Here is an 18,337-nt window from a genome sequence, read left to right on the forward strand (position 1 = left end):
TAAGTCTACTAGCAGGATTAAGAGCATGTGTTCAAGAAGCTGGGCAAAAGTGACCAATTTCTAATGCAGATTGGTATCACTTCTACCAAAATCCCCCAAACGACTTATGTAATAAAAATGAAACAATATGTTAATAATAGGTAAGCCGTAATGGTTTTACACTGATACTCAGTGAATATAATTATTGATTCTTTTTATGATGAAATGGTGGAAATAGTGATTAAGATCAAAAAAATAGCTTTATTGATTTCCTGTGGATTATTGGCATCAAATGGATATGCGACCTTATTACCCAGTGTGCAAAGTGATAGTCAATGGTTTAAGGACAGTGCAGCGCACCTTGTGGAACAAACACAATTGCAAAAACAAGATCGTGCTAAAAATGTGATCTTATTCATCGGTGATGGTATGGGGATTTCAACCCTGACGGCCGCGAGAATTTTAGAAGGGCAGCAGCAAATTGGCCACCAAGGCGGTGAAGAAAATTTTTTGAGTTTTGAGCGATTTCCCTATAGTGGTTTAGTCAAAACCTATAATACGAATCAACAAGTTCCTGATTCTGCTGGCACCATGACGGCCATGGCCACAGGGGTTAAAACCAAAGCGGGAGTATTATCAGTATCGGATGCGAGTTTACGTTCAAACTGTTTATCTTCTAGAGGAAACGAACTTACCACTCTCATTGATTTGGCTAATGCGAAAGGATTGTCAACTGGCGTGGTGAGTACCGCGCGTTTAACCCATGCAACCCCCGCCGCACTATATGCAAAAACGCCACAGCGCCAATGGGAAGCAGATTCAGATCTATCGGATGAGGCCATTGATAATGGCTGCCTTGATATTGCTTATCAACTTGTTATGCGAGAAAAAGCCGACGCTCTCACTGTCGCTTTAGGTGGTGGTCGACGCAACTTTATTCCAGAAGAGGTGATAGATGGTGAAGAAGAGGCTGGTGATCGTACTGATGGACTTGATTTAACCCAAGCTTGGACTGAAAACTTCGATAATGCGGCCTATGTTTGGAATAAAGCCGACTTTGATGCCATTGATGTAGAAAGCACTTCGCATTTATTAGGCTTGTTTAATTCATCCCATATGGAGTTTGAAGCGGATCGTCTCACAGACAGTGCTGGAGAGCCGTCATTGACTGATATGACGACAAAATCCATTGAAATGTTGAGTAAAAATCAAGAAGGTTACTTTTTGATGGTGGAAGGCGGGCGAATCGATCATGCGCATCACGCGGGCAATGCTCAGCGAGCGCTTTATGACACCATAGAATTATCTAATGCCGTTAGGGCGGCGGTTGAAAACACAGATCCCAAAGACACGCTTATTATTGTCACTGCTGACCATAGTCATACGTTAACCATTGCGGGTTATCCGAAACGAGGCAATCCTATATTAGGATTAGTTCATGATGTTGATGGTGACATGTCAGTCGCGTTAGATGGCAAACCTTATACCACGTTAGGTTATGCTAATGGTCCCGGGGCCGTTTCAGGAGAGCGGGAGAATTTATCGTTACTAGACACAAATGATATTGATTTTATGCAGCAAGCGTTAATTAAAAAAGGCGGTGAAACCCATGCCGGTGAAGATGTGAGTATTCATGCTATTGGTGCAGGGGCACATTTAGTTCAAGGAGCGATGGAACAAAATGTTGTTTTTCATGTTATCAACCAAGCGCAACAGCTTGGTGGTACCAAGTACTGAAATTGACACATCAATTTTGTATTAACTTTTGGAGCATAAAATGAATAAGACTGTATTGGCAATGACGCTTTTGGCGGTATTGGGACTAAGCGCTTGTAATGACGATGATAATAATTTGGTACCACTAACAGAAGAAAGTGGCGTTGAAGAAAGCACCGCAACGGATCTGTACACTCATACCAATTGGAGCGCAGTGAATCAATGGTATATTGATGGTCAGCAACATGTTGTTGAAGCAGAAAAATTAACGGTCACCAATGAGGCGGGTTCCGCTAAAAATATTATTTTATTTGTCGGAGATGGAATGGGAGTCTCAACCATTACAGCGGCACGTATTTTAGAGGGGCAACTGAAAGGCCAAACTGGGGAAGAGAATATATTATCTTTTGAAAGTTTTCCTTATGTTGGATTGTCTAAAACCTTTAATACTGATGCTCAAACCCCAGATTCAGCGGGTACAATGGCGGCGATGATGACGGGAGTCAAAACTGATGCGGGTGTCATTTCTCTTGCCGAGGGCGTCACAAGAGGCAATTGTGCATCCACAAAAGATCAAGATTTAGTGACGGCGTTAGAACTTGCGGCCATGGCGGGCATGTCAACGGGCGTGGTATCAACCGCGAGAGTGACTCACGCAACACCTGCGGCGACTTATGCTCATGTGCCAGAGAGAAATTGGGAAAGTGATGCCGATTTACCTGATGAAGCTGTCGCGAATAATTGCACTGATATTGCGAAACAATTACTCGATTTCAATGATGGCGAAGGAATGAATGTCATGCTAGGGGGGGGACGCCGTGCTTTTATTCCCAATACGGTCGTTGATGGAGAAGGTCAAAGTGGTAAACGTCTTGATGGCGTGGATTTAACACAGCAATGGCTTAACCAATATGACAATGCCGCTTATGTTCAAGACAGAGCGCATTTTATTGACATCGATCCCCTAGAAATTGATCATTTATTGGGGCTCTTTAACTCATCGCATATGGACTATGATGCCGACAGAACAAAAGAAGGGGTGACTGGCGAGCCATCTCTTGCGGAAATGACGGCAAAGTCCATTGATATTTTACAAAAAAATGATAAAGGTTTTGTATTAATTGTGGAAGCGGGTCGTATTGATCATGGCCACCATGCTGGTAATGCGGCAAGGGCGCTTTATGATACGATTGCCTTATCGGAAGCCGTCAGGGTTGCCATGGAGAAAACATCCTCAAAAGAGACACTATTAATGGTGACAGCCGATCATAGTCATGTGATGACGATGGGCGGCTATCCTATTCGAGGAAATCCTATTTTAGGCTTAGTGAAAAGTACGGATAAAAATGGATTGGCAGAGCTCACTTACGAAACCGATAGCAATGGTTTACCTTATACGACATTGGGTTACGCTAATGGGTTAGGGCATACTCCGCTGGAGGTAGGCGGCGATGAGCGCTACGATTACCCTGCTTCGACTGGGCGAGTGGATTTAAACTACATTGATACGCAAAGTCTCAGTTATCACCAAGAAGCACTGATCCCACTTAATAGTGAAACCCATGGCGGTGAGGATGTGGCTATTTTTGCTCAAGGCCCAGGTGCCCACTTTATTCAAGGCACCGTTGAGCAAAATCATATTTTCCATGTGATTAATCATGCTGGTAATCTATTGAGCAAAGCAGAAGCGCTGCAATAAAAACAATCGAGAATAAAACCCAATCGCTTTCGGTGATTGGGTTTTTTTATGACTTTCTTTTATGAAAATTTTCCACTTATCCATAAAAACTCACCTACACTTCATTATTGAAAATTAATAAAAACCATTTAGATAGATGATATTGTGGGGGGCAAGATGGACAAAATAAAATTGTCATGGATTGTTAAATTTTTTGTTTTATTCAGTTTATTCTTACTTGGGTCATGCAGTGATAATAATCAAACTAATGGTTATGACCAAGTGTTTATTGAGCCTGAAGTGCGCATGTCATCAAATGGTATATTGCATACTCAGTTAACGGCTGAAGTGACAGAAAATACCATTGAATATGTTGAAACGGGTGAGTCAGTGACAGTGAATACACCCAATTTTGAAGCCAGTTTAGTTGGGCCGACGCTCATCGTGAATCCTGGTGACATTTTGTCGATTAAGATGATCAATAACTTACCCGAAAACCCTGAAAGTGAGCGTGGAGGTGCTTTTCCTGATGAACCGTATACGATTAATTATCATAGTCATGGTTTAAATGTTTCTCCAGAAGGCCTATCTGATAATCCGTTTCGGCACATGGATCCTGGAAGTATTCATGATGTGGTTATAAAACTGCCTGATGATCATGCTTGTGGCACCTTTTGGTATCATCCCCATAAACATGGCAGCATTAGTATGCCTTTCTTCGGTGGAATGTATGGGTTATTGATTGTCACTGGTTGTGAAGAGGGCTTAGAGAGCGTGCCAGAAGTCGCCGCTGCAAAAGAACATGTTATGGTGCTGGGATCAATTCGAACGGATCAAAGTGGTAATGTCCCTTTGTATAATGAAGAGGCGACACAATTTTCAGCTGGCGATTCAGGCTTATGGTCTGATTATCGAGATGGTCTGCTTTTCATGACGAATAATGGCTTAACGGATCAAACTCTCTTTATGCGTCCAGGAGAAGTGCAGCGCTGGCGAATATTAAATGCGGCTGCGGGATTAAATAAGCTGATTGCTTTAGAAGGTCATCGTTTACATCTTTTGTCTAATGATGGGCTGACTTTAACAGAAATGAAAAGTCTAGCGATTGAAGAGCCATTTGTTTTGGGGGCGGGAAACCGTGTTGATGTGCTTATTCAAGCGGGAGAGCCAGGTGTGTATTTATTAAAAGCTATTGATCCTAATAGTGTAGAAGTGTCTGTATCTGCAACAGGAATTGATCCTGATATTCGACGAGCCAGAGTTGGGGCTAATTTTCCTAATCCGAGTTATCCAGTAACGCTAGCGACAGTGATTGTGGTAGGGGAAGAGATGGCCATGTCTTTACCAAGCGGGAGTTTACCCGCTCCAGATGGGTTACCCACGATAGCAACCATGATGAATACGGCGCCTGCGGCAATACGTAATGTCGGTTTTGAAATTTGCGGTGGAGAACAATCAGATGAAGAGCGTTTGCCTTCGTGTGGTTGGTATTACGAGCTGTATGATACAGACTACTGGGGAGGAATTGATTTTAATACTTTATTAATGATGAGAAATGAGGACGATCAAGGAGAGGTGAATCCTGATGGCGATCCAGCCATGCCTCGCATCAATTATACAACAGAAGGTTTATTTACGATGAATGAACCCATGTTTGAAATGATTGCAGGCAGCATCGAAGAATGGACTGTGTATAATTATACGTTTTCTGATCACCCATTTCACATTCATACTAATGCTTTTTTGGTGACTAAAGTGAATGATATCGAACTTGAAGCACCTCAATGGCATGACACTATTTTAGTACCAGCTGCAACGGGGGTTGCTCAAGGTGGCAATATTAATGACGCCACTCCGGGTTCTATTACCTTTAAAACCTATTTTAATCCCGAATATGCTGGAGAGATTTTAATGCATTGCCACATTATTACTCATGAAGATATTGGCATGATGCAAAAGGTCGATATTATCGAAAACATGAGTCATATGGAGAGCGAGAAAAGTGGTGAGAATGGAATTTTTCACTAAGCTTGATAAGGTAAATTTTATTGGGCTAAGATGAATAGGTGAGTTTCATGGCATTAGATAATTTGCTTTATTTACAGGGTATTGGTGATGAATACGTGGATTATAAAGGTGAGCATGTTGTTATTTCTGATGTCAATAGACAAGGTGTGCTACGCAGTCTTATGTCTCAATCGAGCCAAGTTGTTGATGAAGAAGAAATTGACTTACCGCTTACCGATGAGCAAATTCAAACTCGTATTGATGAATTAGCACATCATCCCTGGACTTTGCCTTTACCTCGTTTTCAATATTGTTATCTTGATGAATTGAAAATGGATATTATTTTGCCTGTGGAGTATCAAGATGGCATAAAGCTCAGTATTGTCAGTCCTCAAGGCCAACTGTCTAGCATGGCTGTAACAAAAGCGGAATTGATGTATGTTGAGGAACATGTTTTTGATGAACAGTTGTATATTAAATATCGCATTCATTTTTCAAATACAGATATCACTCCTCGGTTAGTCCTTGGCTACCATCAAGTCAGTATTGTGTTATTAACACACTCCTCGAAGCGATTTATTGGCTGCTTAATGGTTGCGCCTAGACAAGCTTTCAGCGGATATTTTAATGATGCTCATTTACAGAAAAGAGCGAAACCATGGGGAGTGAATATTCAGCTTTATAGCCTACGGAGTGGCCGCCAATGGGGGATAGGTGATTTTATTGATTTATATGAACTCATTACTATTTTGGCTAAAAAAGGTGCGGATTTTATTTTATTGAATCCTTTGCATGCTCTGGATATTAAAGATCCGGAGCAAGCCAGCCCTTACAGTCCAACTGACAGGCGACGAATTAATCCGCTTTATATTGGCATTGATTCCGTTAAAGAGTTTGCTTATGTCAAAAATCAGATTGAGAAATCACAATGGGGAATAAAAGTCGATAACCTAAATGAGACCGACTGGGTCGACTATAGCCATGTTTTTTCAATTAAATATCAAGCTTTTGTACTTTTGTATAAAGCTTTTTGTGAGCATGAACAGGCGAGAAGTACGTCAAGATATCAAGCATTTCAATCTTTTATCTCTGAAGAAGGTCAGGCGTTGCAAGAGTTTGTTTTGCGTGAAGAAGTGTTATTTTCCGACAGGAATAATGGCATGCCAGTGGATGCGACTTTTTTTTGTTATTTACAGTTTATTGCACAAGAGCAATTACGAAGTTGCCAAGTGCATGCTTCAGCCCTCGGTATGTCAATAGGTCTTATTCGTGATTTAGCCGTTGGGGCTAAAAGTAAAGGAGCAGAGGTGGGGGCACATTTACCTCAATATGCGACTAAGCTTAGTGTTGGAGCTCCTCCTGACAATCTTGCACCGCAAGGGCAGAATTGGTGTTTAACGCCTTTTGATCCGATTAAATTACAGCAATCTGCTTTTGAGCCTTTTATTCAATTAGTGCACCAAAATATGCGTGATTGTGGCGGGTTAAGGATCGATCATGTGGTTGGTTTATTACGTCTATGGTGTCGGCCGATTAATCAATCGAGAGGAGAAGGCGCCTATGTCTATTATCCTATGGATACGCTTATTGCGATTATTAATTTAGAAAGCCAATTAGCGCAATGCTGTGTGATTGGAGAAGATTTAGGTTTGATCCCTGATGAGTTAACCCAAGCCGTTTCTAATGCGGGATTTTATGCTAATGAAGTCTTTTATTTTTGTAAAGATTGGCAGGGCTTTTATGCGCCAAAAGACTATAAAAAACAAAGTTTAATGATGTTGGCTAATCATGATGTTCCGACATTAGCGGCGTGGTGGTCAAGCAGTGATTTACATTTACGTTTTAAATTATCGTTACTTGATTCTGAAGATGCATTAGCGACGTTATTACATAGACGTAATGAAGAGAAGCAGCAACTATTGGATATTCTCATTTGGAAGCAATTATTACCCTCAAATGTTGATATGGACAGTTTAGCTTTTTCTGAATTATTAATGGCTTGGGTGAGCTTATCTGCATCAGGGGCCTCACAGCTTTTTAGCGTGCAATTATGTGATTTATTAGCCGATATTCATGGTGTCAATATTCCAGGCACCTGGCAGGAATACCCTAATTGGCAAAGAAAGTTAACATCCACATTAGCGAGTTTAGAGCAAGATGAACGTTTTTTAGCATTATTGGATGTCATTCATACTTGTCGAAACCAGATAGAAGAATAGCCATTGACTTTACATTGAACAATTTGGATAAGATGACATGGGAACAACACAGATCATGCAAGATGTTGTTTATGCCAATCATGATTTTCAGCCCGCTTATTATCAAGAGGCTGATCAGAAATGGCTATTAGGTATGCAGCTTGTCAGGGATCAAAAGAAGAATAGCGGCGGGATCAGTATTACTGTTTTTTTACCTGAAGCCTTGGATGTACATGTAATGCACATTGATGGCCAGGAACCCATAGCGGTACTAGAGAGACTGAATAAAGCCGGACTTTTTTCCGTTGTCTTAGGGCAATACTCTCAGCCATTTTTATATAAATTGATAGTTAAATATCCTTTGAGTGTTGAGGAGATCATCGATCCCTATCAATTTAATAGTTTACTCTCTGACATAGATGCTTATTTGTTCTCTGAGGGCAATCAACACCAAGCACAAAGGTTTTTGGGGGCTAATTGGTTATCATGGTCAAACATCTCTGGGGTATTATTTTGTGTGTGGGCGCCTAATGCTCAGTCAGTGGCGCTGGTGGGGGACTTTAATCATTGGGATCCTCGTAGACACTTAATGCGTAAACATGAAAACAGTGGTATTTGGGAGGTTTTTATTCCAAATGTTGTTGAGTATCAACATTACAAATTTGAAATACACACTCAAGATGGTCAAGTGCTACGTAAGTCAGATCCCTTTGCGAAACAGATGGAGTCTGCGCCAGGTAATGCTGCCGTGATCCCTACAGTAACAGACTATCAGTGGCATGATAAAGCATGGCTAACGCATCGAGCCAAATGTCGATGGCATGTCTCAGCCATGTCTATTTATGAGGTGCATTTGGCTTCTTGGCGTCGAAGTGGCGATGATAGTGCGTCTTATCTAGATTATTCTGCCCTGATTAAATCGCTTATTCCTTACGTTAAAATGATGGGGTTTACCCATTTGCAGCTCATGCCGATCAGTGAATACCCTTTTGATGCCTCTTGGGGATATCAGCCTATTGGTATGTATGCACCGACCTATCGATTTGGCGATCCAACTGGATTAAAGCGTTTTATTGATGCATGTCATTTAGCTGGGATTGCCGTTATTTTAGATTGGGTTGCGGCGCACTTTCCTAAAGATCCTCATGGATTGGCTCAGTTTGATGGCACCTGTTTATTTGAACATGCCGATCCTCAAAAAGGAGAGCATCCAGATTGGGATACCTTAATTTATAATTATGATCGCTCAGAAGTGAAAAGTTACTTATTGAGCAATGCATGTTTTTGGCTACGGGAATTTCACTTTGATGGACTCAGACTTGATGCTGTGTCTTCTATGTTATATCTCGATTACAGCAGAAAACCCGAACAATGGCGACCTAATCAATGGGGAGGAAACGAAAATCTAGAGGCTATTGCTTTTTTACGGCAATTAAATCAGGTTGTTTATCAAGATTTTCCCGGTGTTGCCATGATAGCCGAAGAATCTACGGCTTGGCCTGGAGTGACACATCCTACTTTTCAAAATGATAAGGCATTAGGTTTCGGGTTTAAATGGAATATGGGTTGGATGAATGACACGTTAAGCTACCTTAAACGGGATCCTATTTATCGCCATTACCATCATAATGAGATGACGTTCAGTTTGATTTATTGCTTTAATGAGCATTTTATTTTGTCTTTAAGTCATGATGAAGTTGTCCATGGTAAAGGGACCTTATTGGAAAAAATTCCCGGTGATGACTGGCAAAAGTTCGCTACATTGCGCAGTTATTATGGTTTTATGTGGGGTCATCCAGGCAAAAAGCTCCTGTTTATGGGCGGTGAATTTGGTCAACGTCAAGAGTGGAGTCATGACAGGGGATTAGATTGGTCATTACTGAGTCATTTTTCTCATCAAGGATTACAAACTTGGGTGAAAGATCTCAATCATCTTTATACATCGCACAGTGCTTTGTTTAACAATGATCATCAAGACAAGAGTTTTCAATGGTTAGATTGCGATAACCACATAGACAGTATTTTTGTGTTTGTCCGTTTTAGCAAGGCGTTAGATAATCACCTTATTTTTGTCGTTAATATGTTAGCTGATCTGAAAGAGCAATATCGGATTGGTTTACCTAAAAATGAGACTTATCGTGAGTTACTTAATAGTGACAGTCAATATTACGGTGGCTCAAATCAAGGTAATAAAGGACACATAGTGCCCGTTGATGGGCCATATCAGAACATGGAGCAAAGTGCATTAATTACTGTACCGCCGTTGGGGTGTTTAATATTAGCCCCCGTTATATAAATGAAGCTCAATGCACTGGTGAACGTCTCATAGGTAAACATTACGCGAATTAGCCAAATAACGTTATGGTTTTTGGAGGAGCAATAATGGAGATCAGTGAAGGTAAAGCCTATCCATTAGGGGCAACAATAGATGATGAAGGTGTCAATTTTGCACTTTTTTCGGCTCATGCGACTGAGGTGATATTGTGCTTGTTTGATGAAAGTGGCCAGCAGGAGCTAGAGCAATTATCTTTGCCAACAAAGACACAAGATATTTGGCATGGTTATGTGAAAGGCGCGAATAGTAAAACACTTTATGCTTATCGAGTGGATGGTCCTTATCAGCCGTTGCTCGGTCATCGTTTTAATCGACATAAGCTGTTATTAGATCCTTATGCAAAACAATTTCAGGGTCACCGTATAGAAGATGCCAGTTTATATGCTCATATATATAGTGAAGAACAAGGGGATGCTGATTTAACTTTTGATACGCGTGATAGCGCGCCTTATATGCCAAAATGTAAAGTTGTCGATCATCGTCATTTATTACCTATACCTAGTGTAAACAAGACAAAAATTCCTTCTAGTAAAGCCGAACGTTTATCAAGTCGTGTTATTTATGAGTTACATGTTAAAGGGTTTACTCAGCAGCATCCTCATTTAAAGCAAGACTTAAAAGGCACATTTTTGGGTTTATGTGATGAACAAGTGATCCAATATTTAGTGGACTTAGGGGTGACAACGGTTGAACTTATGCCTGTCCAATCTTTTTTTGATGAAGCGTTTTTACATGTTAAAGGCCTGACAAATTACTGGGGCTATAACAGTATTGGTTTTTTTACTCCTCATCATCATTATCTAGTGAATAATGATGTCTGTGAATTTAGGCATATGGTGACAAGGCTTCATGAGGCAGGCATCGAGGTGATATTAGATGTTGTTTATAATCACACTGCTGAAGGAAACCGATTAGGGCCAACATATTGTTTTAAAGGTATTGATAATGTTAGCTATTATCGTTTGGTAACCAGTGTTCCTCGTTATTATATTAATGATACTGGTTGCGGTAATACTTTGAACTTAGCACATCCTCGAGTGCTGCAGTTGGTTATGGACTCTTTACGTTATTGGGTGGAAGTGATGGGGGTCGATGGTTTTCGTTTCGATTTAGCGGCGACATTGGGTAGAGAGTTACATGGATTTGACCCTAGTGCTGGTTTTTTTGTGGCTATTGCGCAAGATCCTGTGCTTTCTCAAGTCAAATTAATCGCTGAGCCTTGGGATTTAGGACCGGGTGGCTATCAGTTGGGTCATTTTCCCATTGCTTGGAGTGAATGGAATGACAGGTTTAGGGATACGATGCGTCGATTTTGGCGAGGGGATGCTGGCATGTTACCTGAATTTGCAAGGCGCTTTCATGGTTCCAGTGACTTATTTGAGCATGGGAATAAAACCCCTGCCAGTAGTCTCAATTTTATTACCTGTCATGATGGATTTACTTTATGGGATTTAGTGAGTTATGACCAGAAACATAATGAAGCCAATCTTGAAGACAACCGAGATGGTCGTCAAGAAAACTTTAGCCATAATTATGGAGAAGAAGGGCGAACTGCTAATCAAGATATTAACCGAGTGAGAATGAGGCAATGCCGCAATTTATTAACCTCACTTTTTTTATCTCAAGGCGTACCGTTATTGTCTGCCGGAGACGAGGTGGGCCGTACCCAAGCTGGAAATAATAACGCATATTGCCAAGATAATGATTTGAGCTGGCGAGATTGGACAAATACGCCATACTCAGATGCGATGTTTTGTTTTACTCAAAAATTAATTCGCATTCGTAAACGCTTTCCCCTTTTATGTCATGTTGAATATGTGCATAACAGTATGAATGACAAAACACCAGGTTTAGATTGGTATTGCCGAGAGGGAATGCCGATGACAAAACAATTATGGAGTGAAACGCAGACGCGGACATTGAGTGTGGTCATAAGCGGTAAATTGGAAGGCAGTGGAAGTCAGCAACAAGCTCTATTATTAATGCTTAATAATGAGTTAAGCGTATTACCTTTTGTTTTACCTGAGCTTGCAGGTTTTCAGCCTTGGCGATGTGTTTTATATACCCATGATACTGGTTATGAGACAAAAGAGCATAGGGGAGGGAACAATGAGCAAGTGTATCAACTTCAAGATCGTAGTCTGATGCTATTTCATGCGTATCAGATAGGAGAAAACAAATGACTGTCCATCATAATGATTTAAATAATGAATCAATGAATTCGATGACATCGCCTGCAAGGTCGAAGCAAGAGGATAAAAGTGTCAATGAACAATCCCTTGGCGGTGAATTTGTCGATTATCCTCATTGTAATAGTTGCGATCCTCTAACGGCGACCTTTCAGCGCGTGGTTATAAATGGCCTGAGCCGAGATGAAAATAATCCTTATGATTTGTTTCATGCATTAGCGCTCAGTGTTAAAGAGCAAATGATGCATGATTGGCGTAGGACGCGTTTTGAAGATATCCAAGCACAGCGTAAGCAAGTGGCTTATCTTTCTTTGGAGTTTTTAATGGGCCGTGCCCTTGGGAATACCTTATTGAATTTAGGCTTAACCGAGGAAGCTGAGCAAGTCGTGCAACAATATCGGGTTGATTTAGCGCAATTGGAGACGCTAGAGCATGATGCGGGTCTTGGCAATGGGGGATTAGGTCGATTAGCTGCCTGCTTTCTTGATAGTTGTGCCTGTATGGATTTGCCTGTTACAGGCTATGGGATCCGTTATGAATATGGCATGTTTACCCAAAAAATAGTCAATGGTTATCAAGTGGAGCAAGCCGATCGTTGGTTGAAAGGGGGGCATCCTTGGGATGTGATTGCGCCCAATCATAATGTATTAGTGCCTTTTTATGGTCGCTGTGAGGTACATGTTGATCATGAAGGTCGTCAACATCACACTTGGGTGGATACACAAGATGTGATTGCGGTGGCTTATGATGTGCCCGTACCCGGTTATCGTAACAATCGAGTGAATACTTTGCGATTATGGAAAGCGCAAGCAACAGAGGGGTTTGATTTAGAAGAGTTTAATCAAGGTGATTATACTGAAGCGGTTGCTTATAAAAATTTAGCCGAGCAGATCACTATGGTGTTATATCCCAATGACAGTAGTGAAAATGGAAAGGAGTTAAGATTACGACAGCAATACTTTCTTTCTTCAGCCAGCTTGCAAGATATTTTAAATACTTGGGTGAAAAATCATGGTCGTGATTTTACTGATTTTTCTCGTTTGAATGTCATGCAACTTAATGATACGCATCCTGCTATTGCTGTGCCTGAATTAATGCGCCTCTTGATGGATCATTATGCTTTGGGCTGGAATGAAGCTTGGAAGATCACTTCTGGCTGTATGGCCTACACCAATCATACACTGCTGCCTGAAGCCTTAGAATGTTGGCCTGTGCGTATGTTTGAACTCATTTTACCTCGCATTCTAGAGATCGTTTATGAGATCAATGCTCGTTATCTTAACCTTGTTGCACACCATTGGCCCGGTGATTCTGACAAGCTGACGCAAATGTCTATTATTGATAACACAGGGGAGCCGACTATTCGTATGGCCTATTTGGCCATTGTGGCAAGTTTCTCTGTTAATGGTGTCGCGGGGCTGCATACTCAATTATTAAAATCGGGACTATTTCAACAGTTTTATGCTTTATGGCCTGATAAATTTAATAATAAAACCAATGGAGTGACACCCAGACGTTGGTTGGCTTTTAGTAATCCAAGACTCGCAAGGCTATTGGATCAAAAACTGGGGGAGCAATGGATAGAAGATCTGACTTTACTGCAAGGATTAAAGGATTTTTTAAATGAGGATGCTTTTTTACAAGAATGGCGTGAGATAAAGAAGCAAAATAAAGTGGATTTAGTCACCTTGATTAAAAAAGAGTGCAGTGTCGATTTTGATCCAGAAATGCTATTTGATGTACAAGTGAAACGCATTCATGAATATAAACGTCAGCTGCTGAATATTTTACATGTGATCCATTTATATCAAAAGGTGTTAAAGGGGAATGTTGACAATATGGTGCCACGCTGTGTCTTGATTGCAGGTAAAGCCGCACCGGGCTATGCCATGGCGAAGTTGATTGTCAAATTGGCAAATAATGTGGCCGAGATGGTCAACAGTGAGCCGTTAATGCAACCCTATTTACGCTTCGCTTTTTTACCCAATTATAATGTGACGGCCATGGAAAAAATTTGTCCTGCAACGGATCTTTCTGAGCAAATCTCCACCGCTGGAAAAGAAGCGTCAGGAACGGGAAATATGAAGTTCATGATGAATGGAGCCTTAACAATAGGCACACTCGATGGTGCCAACATTGAAATATTAGAGGCTGTGGGTGACGATGCGTTTTTCCTTTTTGGAATGAACGCTGAAGAGGTCGATCACTTGCGACCCCATTATCAACCTCAGCAGTTTATCGAAAGCTCCTCTGAATTATTTGATGTATTAACTTTACTGAAAAGTGGGCATTTTAATTTGTTAGAACCGGGTATCTTTGATCCTATTATTTATGCCATTGAATCTAGTGATGAGCCTTGGATGACAGCCGCCGATTTTGAGAGCTTTAGATGTGCTCAACAAGCGGTTGCTCAAACCTATTTAGATAAAAAACGGTGGGCACAACTGAGTATTCGCAATACAGCCAGTAGCGGTGGTTTTTCCAGTGATGCCACCATCGCAGCTTATCGGGATGATATTTGGCATGTTTAATTAGTCACTTTGCCAATAGCTATCATCTGTTGAGTGTTTTAAATATCGTCATGCCGTTGACTATCATTTTTTATTTCGCCATGAGAGAGTGAAGATGCCCAATCCTACTCCGCGTTATATCAGTAATTTAACTCGAGAAACCTATGCGCTGATTTTAGCGGGCGGCAAGGGAAGCCGCTTACATGAATTAACCGACTGGCGGGCTAAGCCTGCTTTGTATTTTGGCGGTAAATTTCGAGTCATCGATTTTACCTTATCTAATTGTATCAACTCTGGGATCAGACGAGTGGGCGTGGTGACGCAATATAAATCACATTCTTTGATCCGCCACGTCATGCGAGGCTGGGGGCATTTTAAGAAGGAGTTGGGCGAGTCGGTTGAAATTTTACCGGCCTCTCAGCGTTATTCTGATAATTGGTATCAAGGCACTGCGGATGCGGTTTTTCAAAATATTGACATTATTCGGTATGAGTTGCCTAAATATGTGATTATCCTCTCTGGCGATCATGTTTATCGTATGGATTATGCTGGATTGTTAGCAACCCATGAACGCTCTGGCGCCGATATGACCATTTCTTGCCTAGAAGTGCCTGTTGAGGAGGCAGCGAATGCGTTTGGCGTGGTTGAAGTCGACGCTCAAAATAAAATCCTCGGTTTTGAAGAGAAGCCTGCCACACCACAAGCCTTACCTGATGACCCCCAAATGTGTTTAGCTTCAATGGGAAATTATGTTTTTAATACCTCTTTTTTATTTGAACAACTGAAAAAAGATGCGCAAAACGAACGTTCTGGTCGCGATTTTGGTAAAGATATTATTCCCAGCGTGATAGCTGGGCATAATGTATATGCCCATAAGTTTCGCAGTCATTTTGGCGATGAAAAAGCTTATTGGCGAGATGTCGGAACGCTAGATGCATTTTGGCAAGCTAATCTTGAGTTATTATCGCCGACGCCCGCCTTAAATTTATATGACTCCAAATGGCCCATTTGGACATATCAAGAGCAATTACCCCCTGCCAAATTCGTGTTTGATGATGATGGGCGACGAGGCATGGCGTTGGATTCTGTCGTGTCTGAGGGCTGTATTATTTCAGGGGCGGTGGTGAGACGCAGTGTGTTGTTCAATGAAGTGAGGGTCTGTTCTTATTCTGAAGTGGAAGGCTCTGTGATCTTACCGGATGTTGTGATCCTACGACACTGTAAAATTAAAAATGCCATTATTGATCGCGGCAGTGTGATCCCAGAAGGAACAATTATTGGTTACGACGAGCAACATGATAAAGCTCGTGGTTTTAGAGTGACTCCAAAAGGGGTCGTGCTCGTTACCAGAGAAATGCTGGGATTGTCCACAGGCTTTGACTGATGAAGCGTAAAAATTGAGTAAGGAGGTTAAGTGAAAAGAGTCTTGATGTTGGCGGCTGAGAACGGGGCGATAGCGGGGGCAAAGGTGGGAGGAATGGCGGATGTTATTCGTGATTTGCCTGCAGCATTAGCCTCACAAAATATCAATACCGATGTGATCATGCCAAGTTATGGTTTTTTGGCACAATCGATGAATGCACAGATCCTAGACTCAGTCATCGTATCTTTTGCGAGTGAAACGCTGACGGTAACATTGTTTAGCTTACCTCATCCCAAGGTGGCAAGCTGTAAGGTGTATTTTATTGAGCATGATAAATTAACCAATGACGAAGGCAGTATTTATTATCACGGGCAGGCTTATCGCCCTTTTGCTGAAGATGCGACTAAGTTTGCTTTTTTTTGTCAGTGTGTTGCCACGGCATTAAAAGCGGGAATGATAGATTTACCCGATTGTGTGCATCTACATGATTGGCACATGGGCATGTTTGCGTTGCTTAGAGCCTTTGACCCTCACTTTTTATTATTACAAGCCATACCTTGTGTTTTCTCCATCCATAATTTAGCCCTTCAGGGCATAAGACCCCTTGATGATGATCCCGATGCATTAGCCACTTGGTATCCTGAGCTCTATGCAGGACTTAGCGCTGAGCAAAAAAGCCAAGTCATCGATGTGAATTATCTTGACTGTATTAATCCTATGCGGGCTGCCATTAGGTTGTCGAATAAGGTTCATCTAGTTTCAAAAACTTACGCCAAAGAAGTCGTTAAGCCTTCCAATCATCATATGGGCTTTTTTGGGGGTGAAGGGCTTGAGGCTGATTTACGATTAAAAATGCGCCAAGGTCAATTAGTCGGTATTTTAAATGCCTGTTTGTATGATGAGCCTGAATATCCCTTAAGTGAGCCGTTACAGTCGACATTATTGCGAGAACAGGCCTTATTGGCTGCCCATTTTGCGAGACACAGTTTAAAGCACGAAAAGAGCAGTGAGATCGGCGGTGATAACTTTGATAATAAAAAACAAGAAAAAACAACGGCATCAACCTCTTGGCAATCTCACTGTGCTCAATGGCAAGATGTGATAAAGCTCATCGTGTTAATCGAGCAAGCGTTATTGTCTTGGGGGACAAAGAGTCGTTCAATGAGTGTTATCGATAGTATTGCAATGCATCGCGTATCTCAATTATGGCGACAGTTGCAGATGGGCTGGCAACCGGATTTTCTCATGACGTCAGTGGGCCGCTTAACGGATCAAAAAGTGCTACTACTCCGTCAACCTTGTTCCTCAGAGCCCAATGTCGTATCGGTACTTGAAGCTTTATTAGCGCAGTTTGCGTTGATAAGGCCCAATGGATTATTTGTGCTTATTGGCAGTGGTGATGAAGTTATTTCAAAAGAATTTCAAATGGTCGCCGCGAAATATCATCAATTTATTTTTCTTGATGGTTATAATGAAGCGCTTGCAGATTGCCTGTTTAGGTTAGGAGACTTGTTTTTAATGCCAAGCTCGTTCGAGCCTTGTGGGATCAGTCAAATGCTGGCCATGAGACAAGGGCAAATTTGTTTGGTTCATGGTGTGGGCGGCCTTAAAGATACGGTAAGCAGTAAAACAGGGTTTGTTTTTAAAGGTGCAGGACTAAAAGAACAAATTGAGCAGCTGCTACACACTTTTGATAAAGCAATGTCGTGTATTGGCAGCCGTAAATGGCAAACCATGCAGCAAAATGCCAAAAAACAGCGCTTTTTGTGGTCTGACATCGCAATGCAATATAAAACCGATTTATATGGCTTTAATGATAACAAAGATAAATCAGAAAAAGCGGTTATTCGGCGAGTGAAATAATCGATGATCTCACAGAATGCTCTCTTACAAAAGCAGGCTTTCATCAATACTATGGTATTGAGCGGCAGCATCAATTAATGACTTAGCCGTTAAACTCGGCACGCCATAGACTTGGGTTTCAACACCGTATTTTTGATAGACTTTGAGCAATAATAAATCAAAATCACCATCACCGGATAACAAAATAATTTTATCCACCTCACTGGCGGCTTCCATAATATCTATGGTGATCCCCACATCCCAGTCACCTTTGGCCGAGCCATCACTGCGTTGAATAAAAGGTTTAAGTTTCACGTCAAAGCCGATGTGTTTCAATGCATCTTGAAATTTCAGTTGGCCATCATCTCCTTTATGAATAGCGTAAGCGGTGGCACTGCTAATGTCGCCTTCATGGCTCAAGTGTTGCCAGAGTTTACGATAGTTAAATTGACGGCCATAGGCCTGACGACAGGTGTAATAAATATTTTGCACATCAACAAATATCGCCAGCTTTTTCATG

The 18,337-nt window shown here is 41.4% G+C and carries 10 protein-coding genes; 9 read left to right on the forward strand and 1 reads right to left on the reverse strand.

Features of this window, described 5'->3' with window-relative positions; all coding sequences use genetic code 11:
- Positions 1-204 precede the first annotated feature (204 nt).
- The 9 genes from Q0779_RS00005 (at position 205) to Q0779_RS00045 (ending at position 17,838) form a co-directional block, all read left to right on the forward strand.
- Entirely contained in the window at positions 205-1,716 is a 1,512-nt protein-coding gene (locus Q0779_RS00005) for an alkaline phosphatase (RefSeq protein ID WP_298769217.1), read from the forward strand.
- A gap of 40 nt (positions 1,717-1,756) precedes the next feature.
- Positions 1,757-3,394 (forward strand): alkaline phosphatase, encoded by a 1,638-nt coding sequence (locus Q0779_RS00010; RefSeq protein WP_298768185.1) that lies wholly within the window; start codon positions 1,757-1,759, stop codon positions 3,392-3,394.
- Between the two features lie 156 nt (positions 3,395-3,550).
- Complete coding sequence (locus tag Q0779_RS00015) at positions 3,551-5,401, forward strand: multicopper oxidase family protein (protein WP_298768187.1); 1,851 nt, start codon at positions 3,551-3,553, stop codon at positions 5,399-5,401.
- Positions 5,402-5,448: 47 nt separating this feature from the next.
- On the forward strand, positions 5,449-7,599 hold the full coding sequence (malQ, locus tag Q0779_RS00020; protein WP_298768189.1) for a 4-alpha-glucanotransferase: 2,151 nt from the start codon (positions 5,449-5,451) through the stop codon (positions 7,597-7,599).
- Positions 7,600-7,636: 37 nt separating this feature from the next.
- A complete protein-coding gene (glgB, locus tag Q0779_RS00025; protein WP_298768191.1) occupies positions 7,637-9,874 on the forward strand; it encodes a 1,4-alpha-glucan branching protein GlgB in 2,238 nt (745 codons plus the stop codon).
- An 86-nt stretch (positions 9,875-9,960) separates the two neighbouring features.
- Complete coding sequence (gene glgX / locus Q0779_RS00030; protein WP_298768193.1) at positions 9,961-12,096, forward strand: glycogen debranching protein GlgX; 2,136 nt, start codon at positions 9,961-9,963, stop codon at positions 12,094-12,096.
- Positions 12,093-14,633, forward strand: coding sequence for a glycogen/starch/alpha-glucan phosphorylase (locus Q0779_RS00035; protein ID WP_298768195.1), 2,541 nt, complete (start codon positions 12,093-12,095; stop codon positions 14,631-14,633). Before glgX ends, Q0779_RS00035 begins: the two co-directional genes overlap by 4 nt.
- A 94-nt stretch (positions 14,634-14,727) precedes the next feature.
- Positions 14,728-15,996 carry a glucose-1-phosphate adenylyltransferase gene (gene glgC / locus Q0779_RS00040; protein WP_298768197.1) on the forward strand — a complete coding sequence of 423 codons (1,269 nt, stop codon included), beginning with the start codon at positions 14,728-14,730 and terminating at the stop codon, positions 15,994-15,996.
- A gap of 30 nt (positions 15,997-16,026) precedes the next feature.
- Entirely contained in the window at positions 16,027-17,838 is a 1,812-nt protein-coding gene (locus Q0779_RS00045) for a glycogen synthase (RefSeq protein ID WP_298768199.1), read from the forward strand.
- Positions 17,839-17,862: 24 nt separating this feature from the next.
- Here the strand turns inward: Q0779_RS00045 and Q0779_RS00050 are convergent, their stop codons facing one another.
- Positions 17,863-18,336 carry an NYN domain-containing protein gene (locus Q0779_RS00050; RefSeq protein WP_298768201.1) on the reverse strand — a complete coding sequence of 158 codons (474 nt, stop codon included), beginning with the start codon at positions 18,334-18,336 and terminating at the stop codon, positions 17,863-17,865.
- Position 18,337: the final 1 nt, after the last annotated feature.

The sequence above is a fragment of the uncultured Shewanella sp. genome (assembly GCF_947491715.1).
Classification (GTDB): Bacteria; Pseudomonadota; Gammaproteobacteria; order Enterobacterales; family Shewanellaceae; genus Shewanella.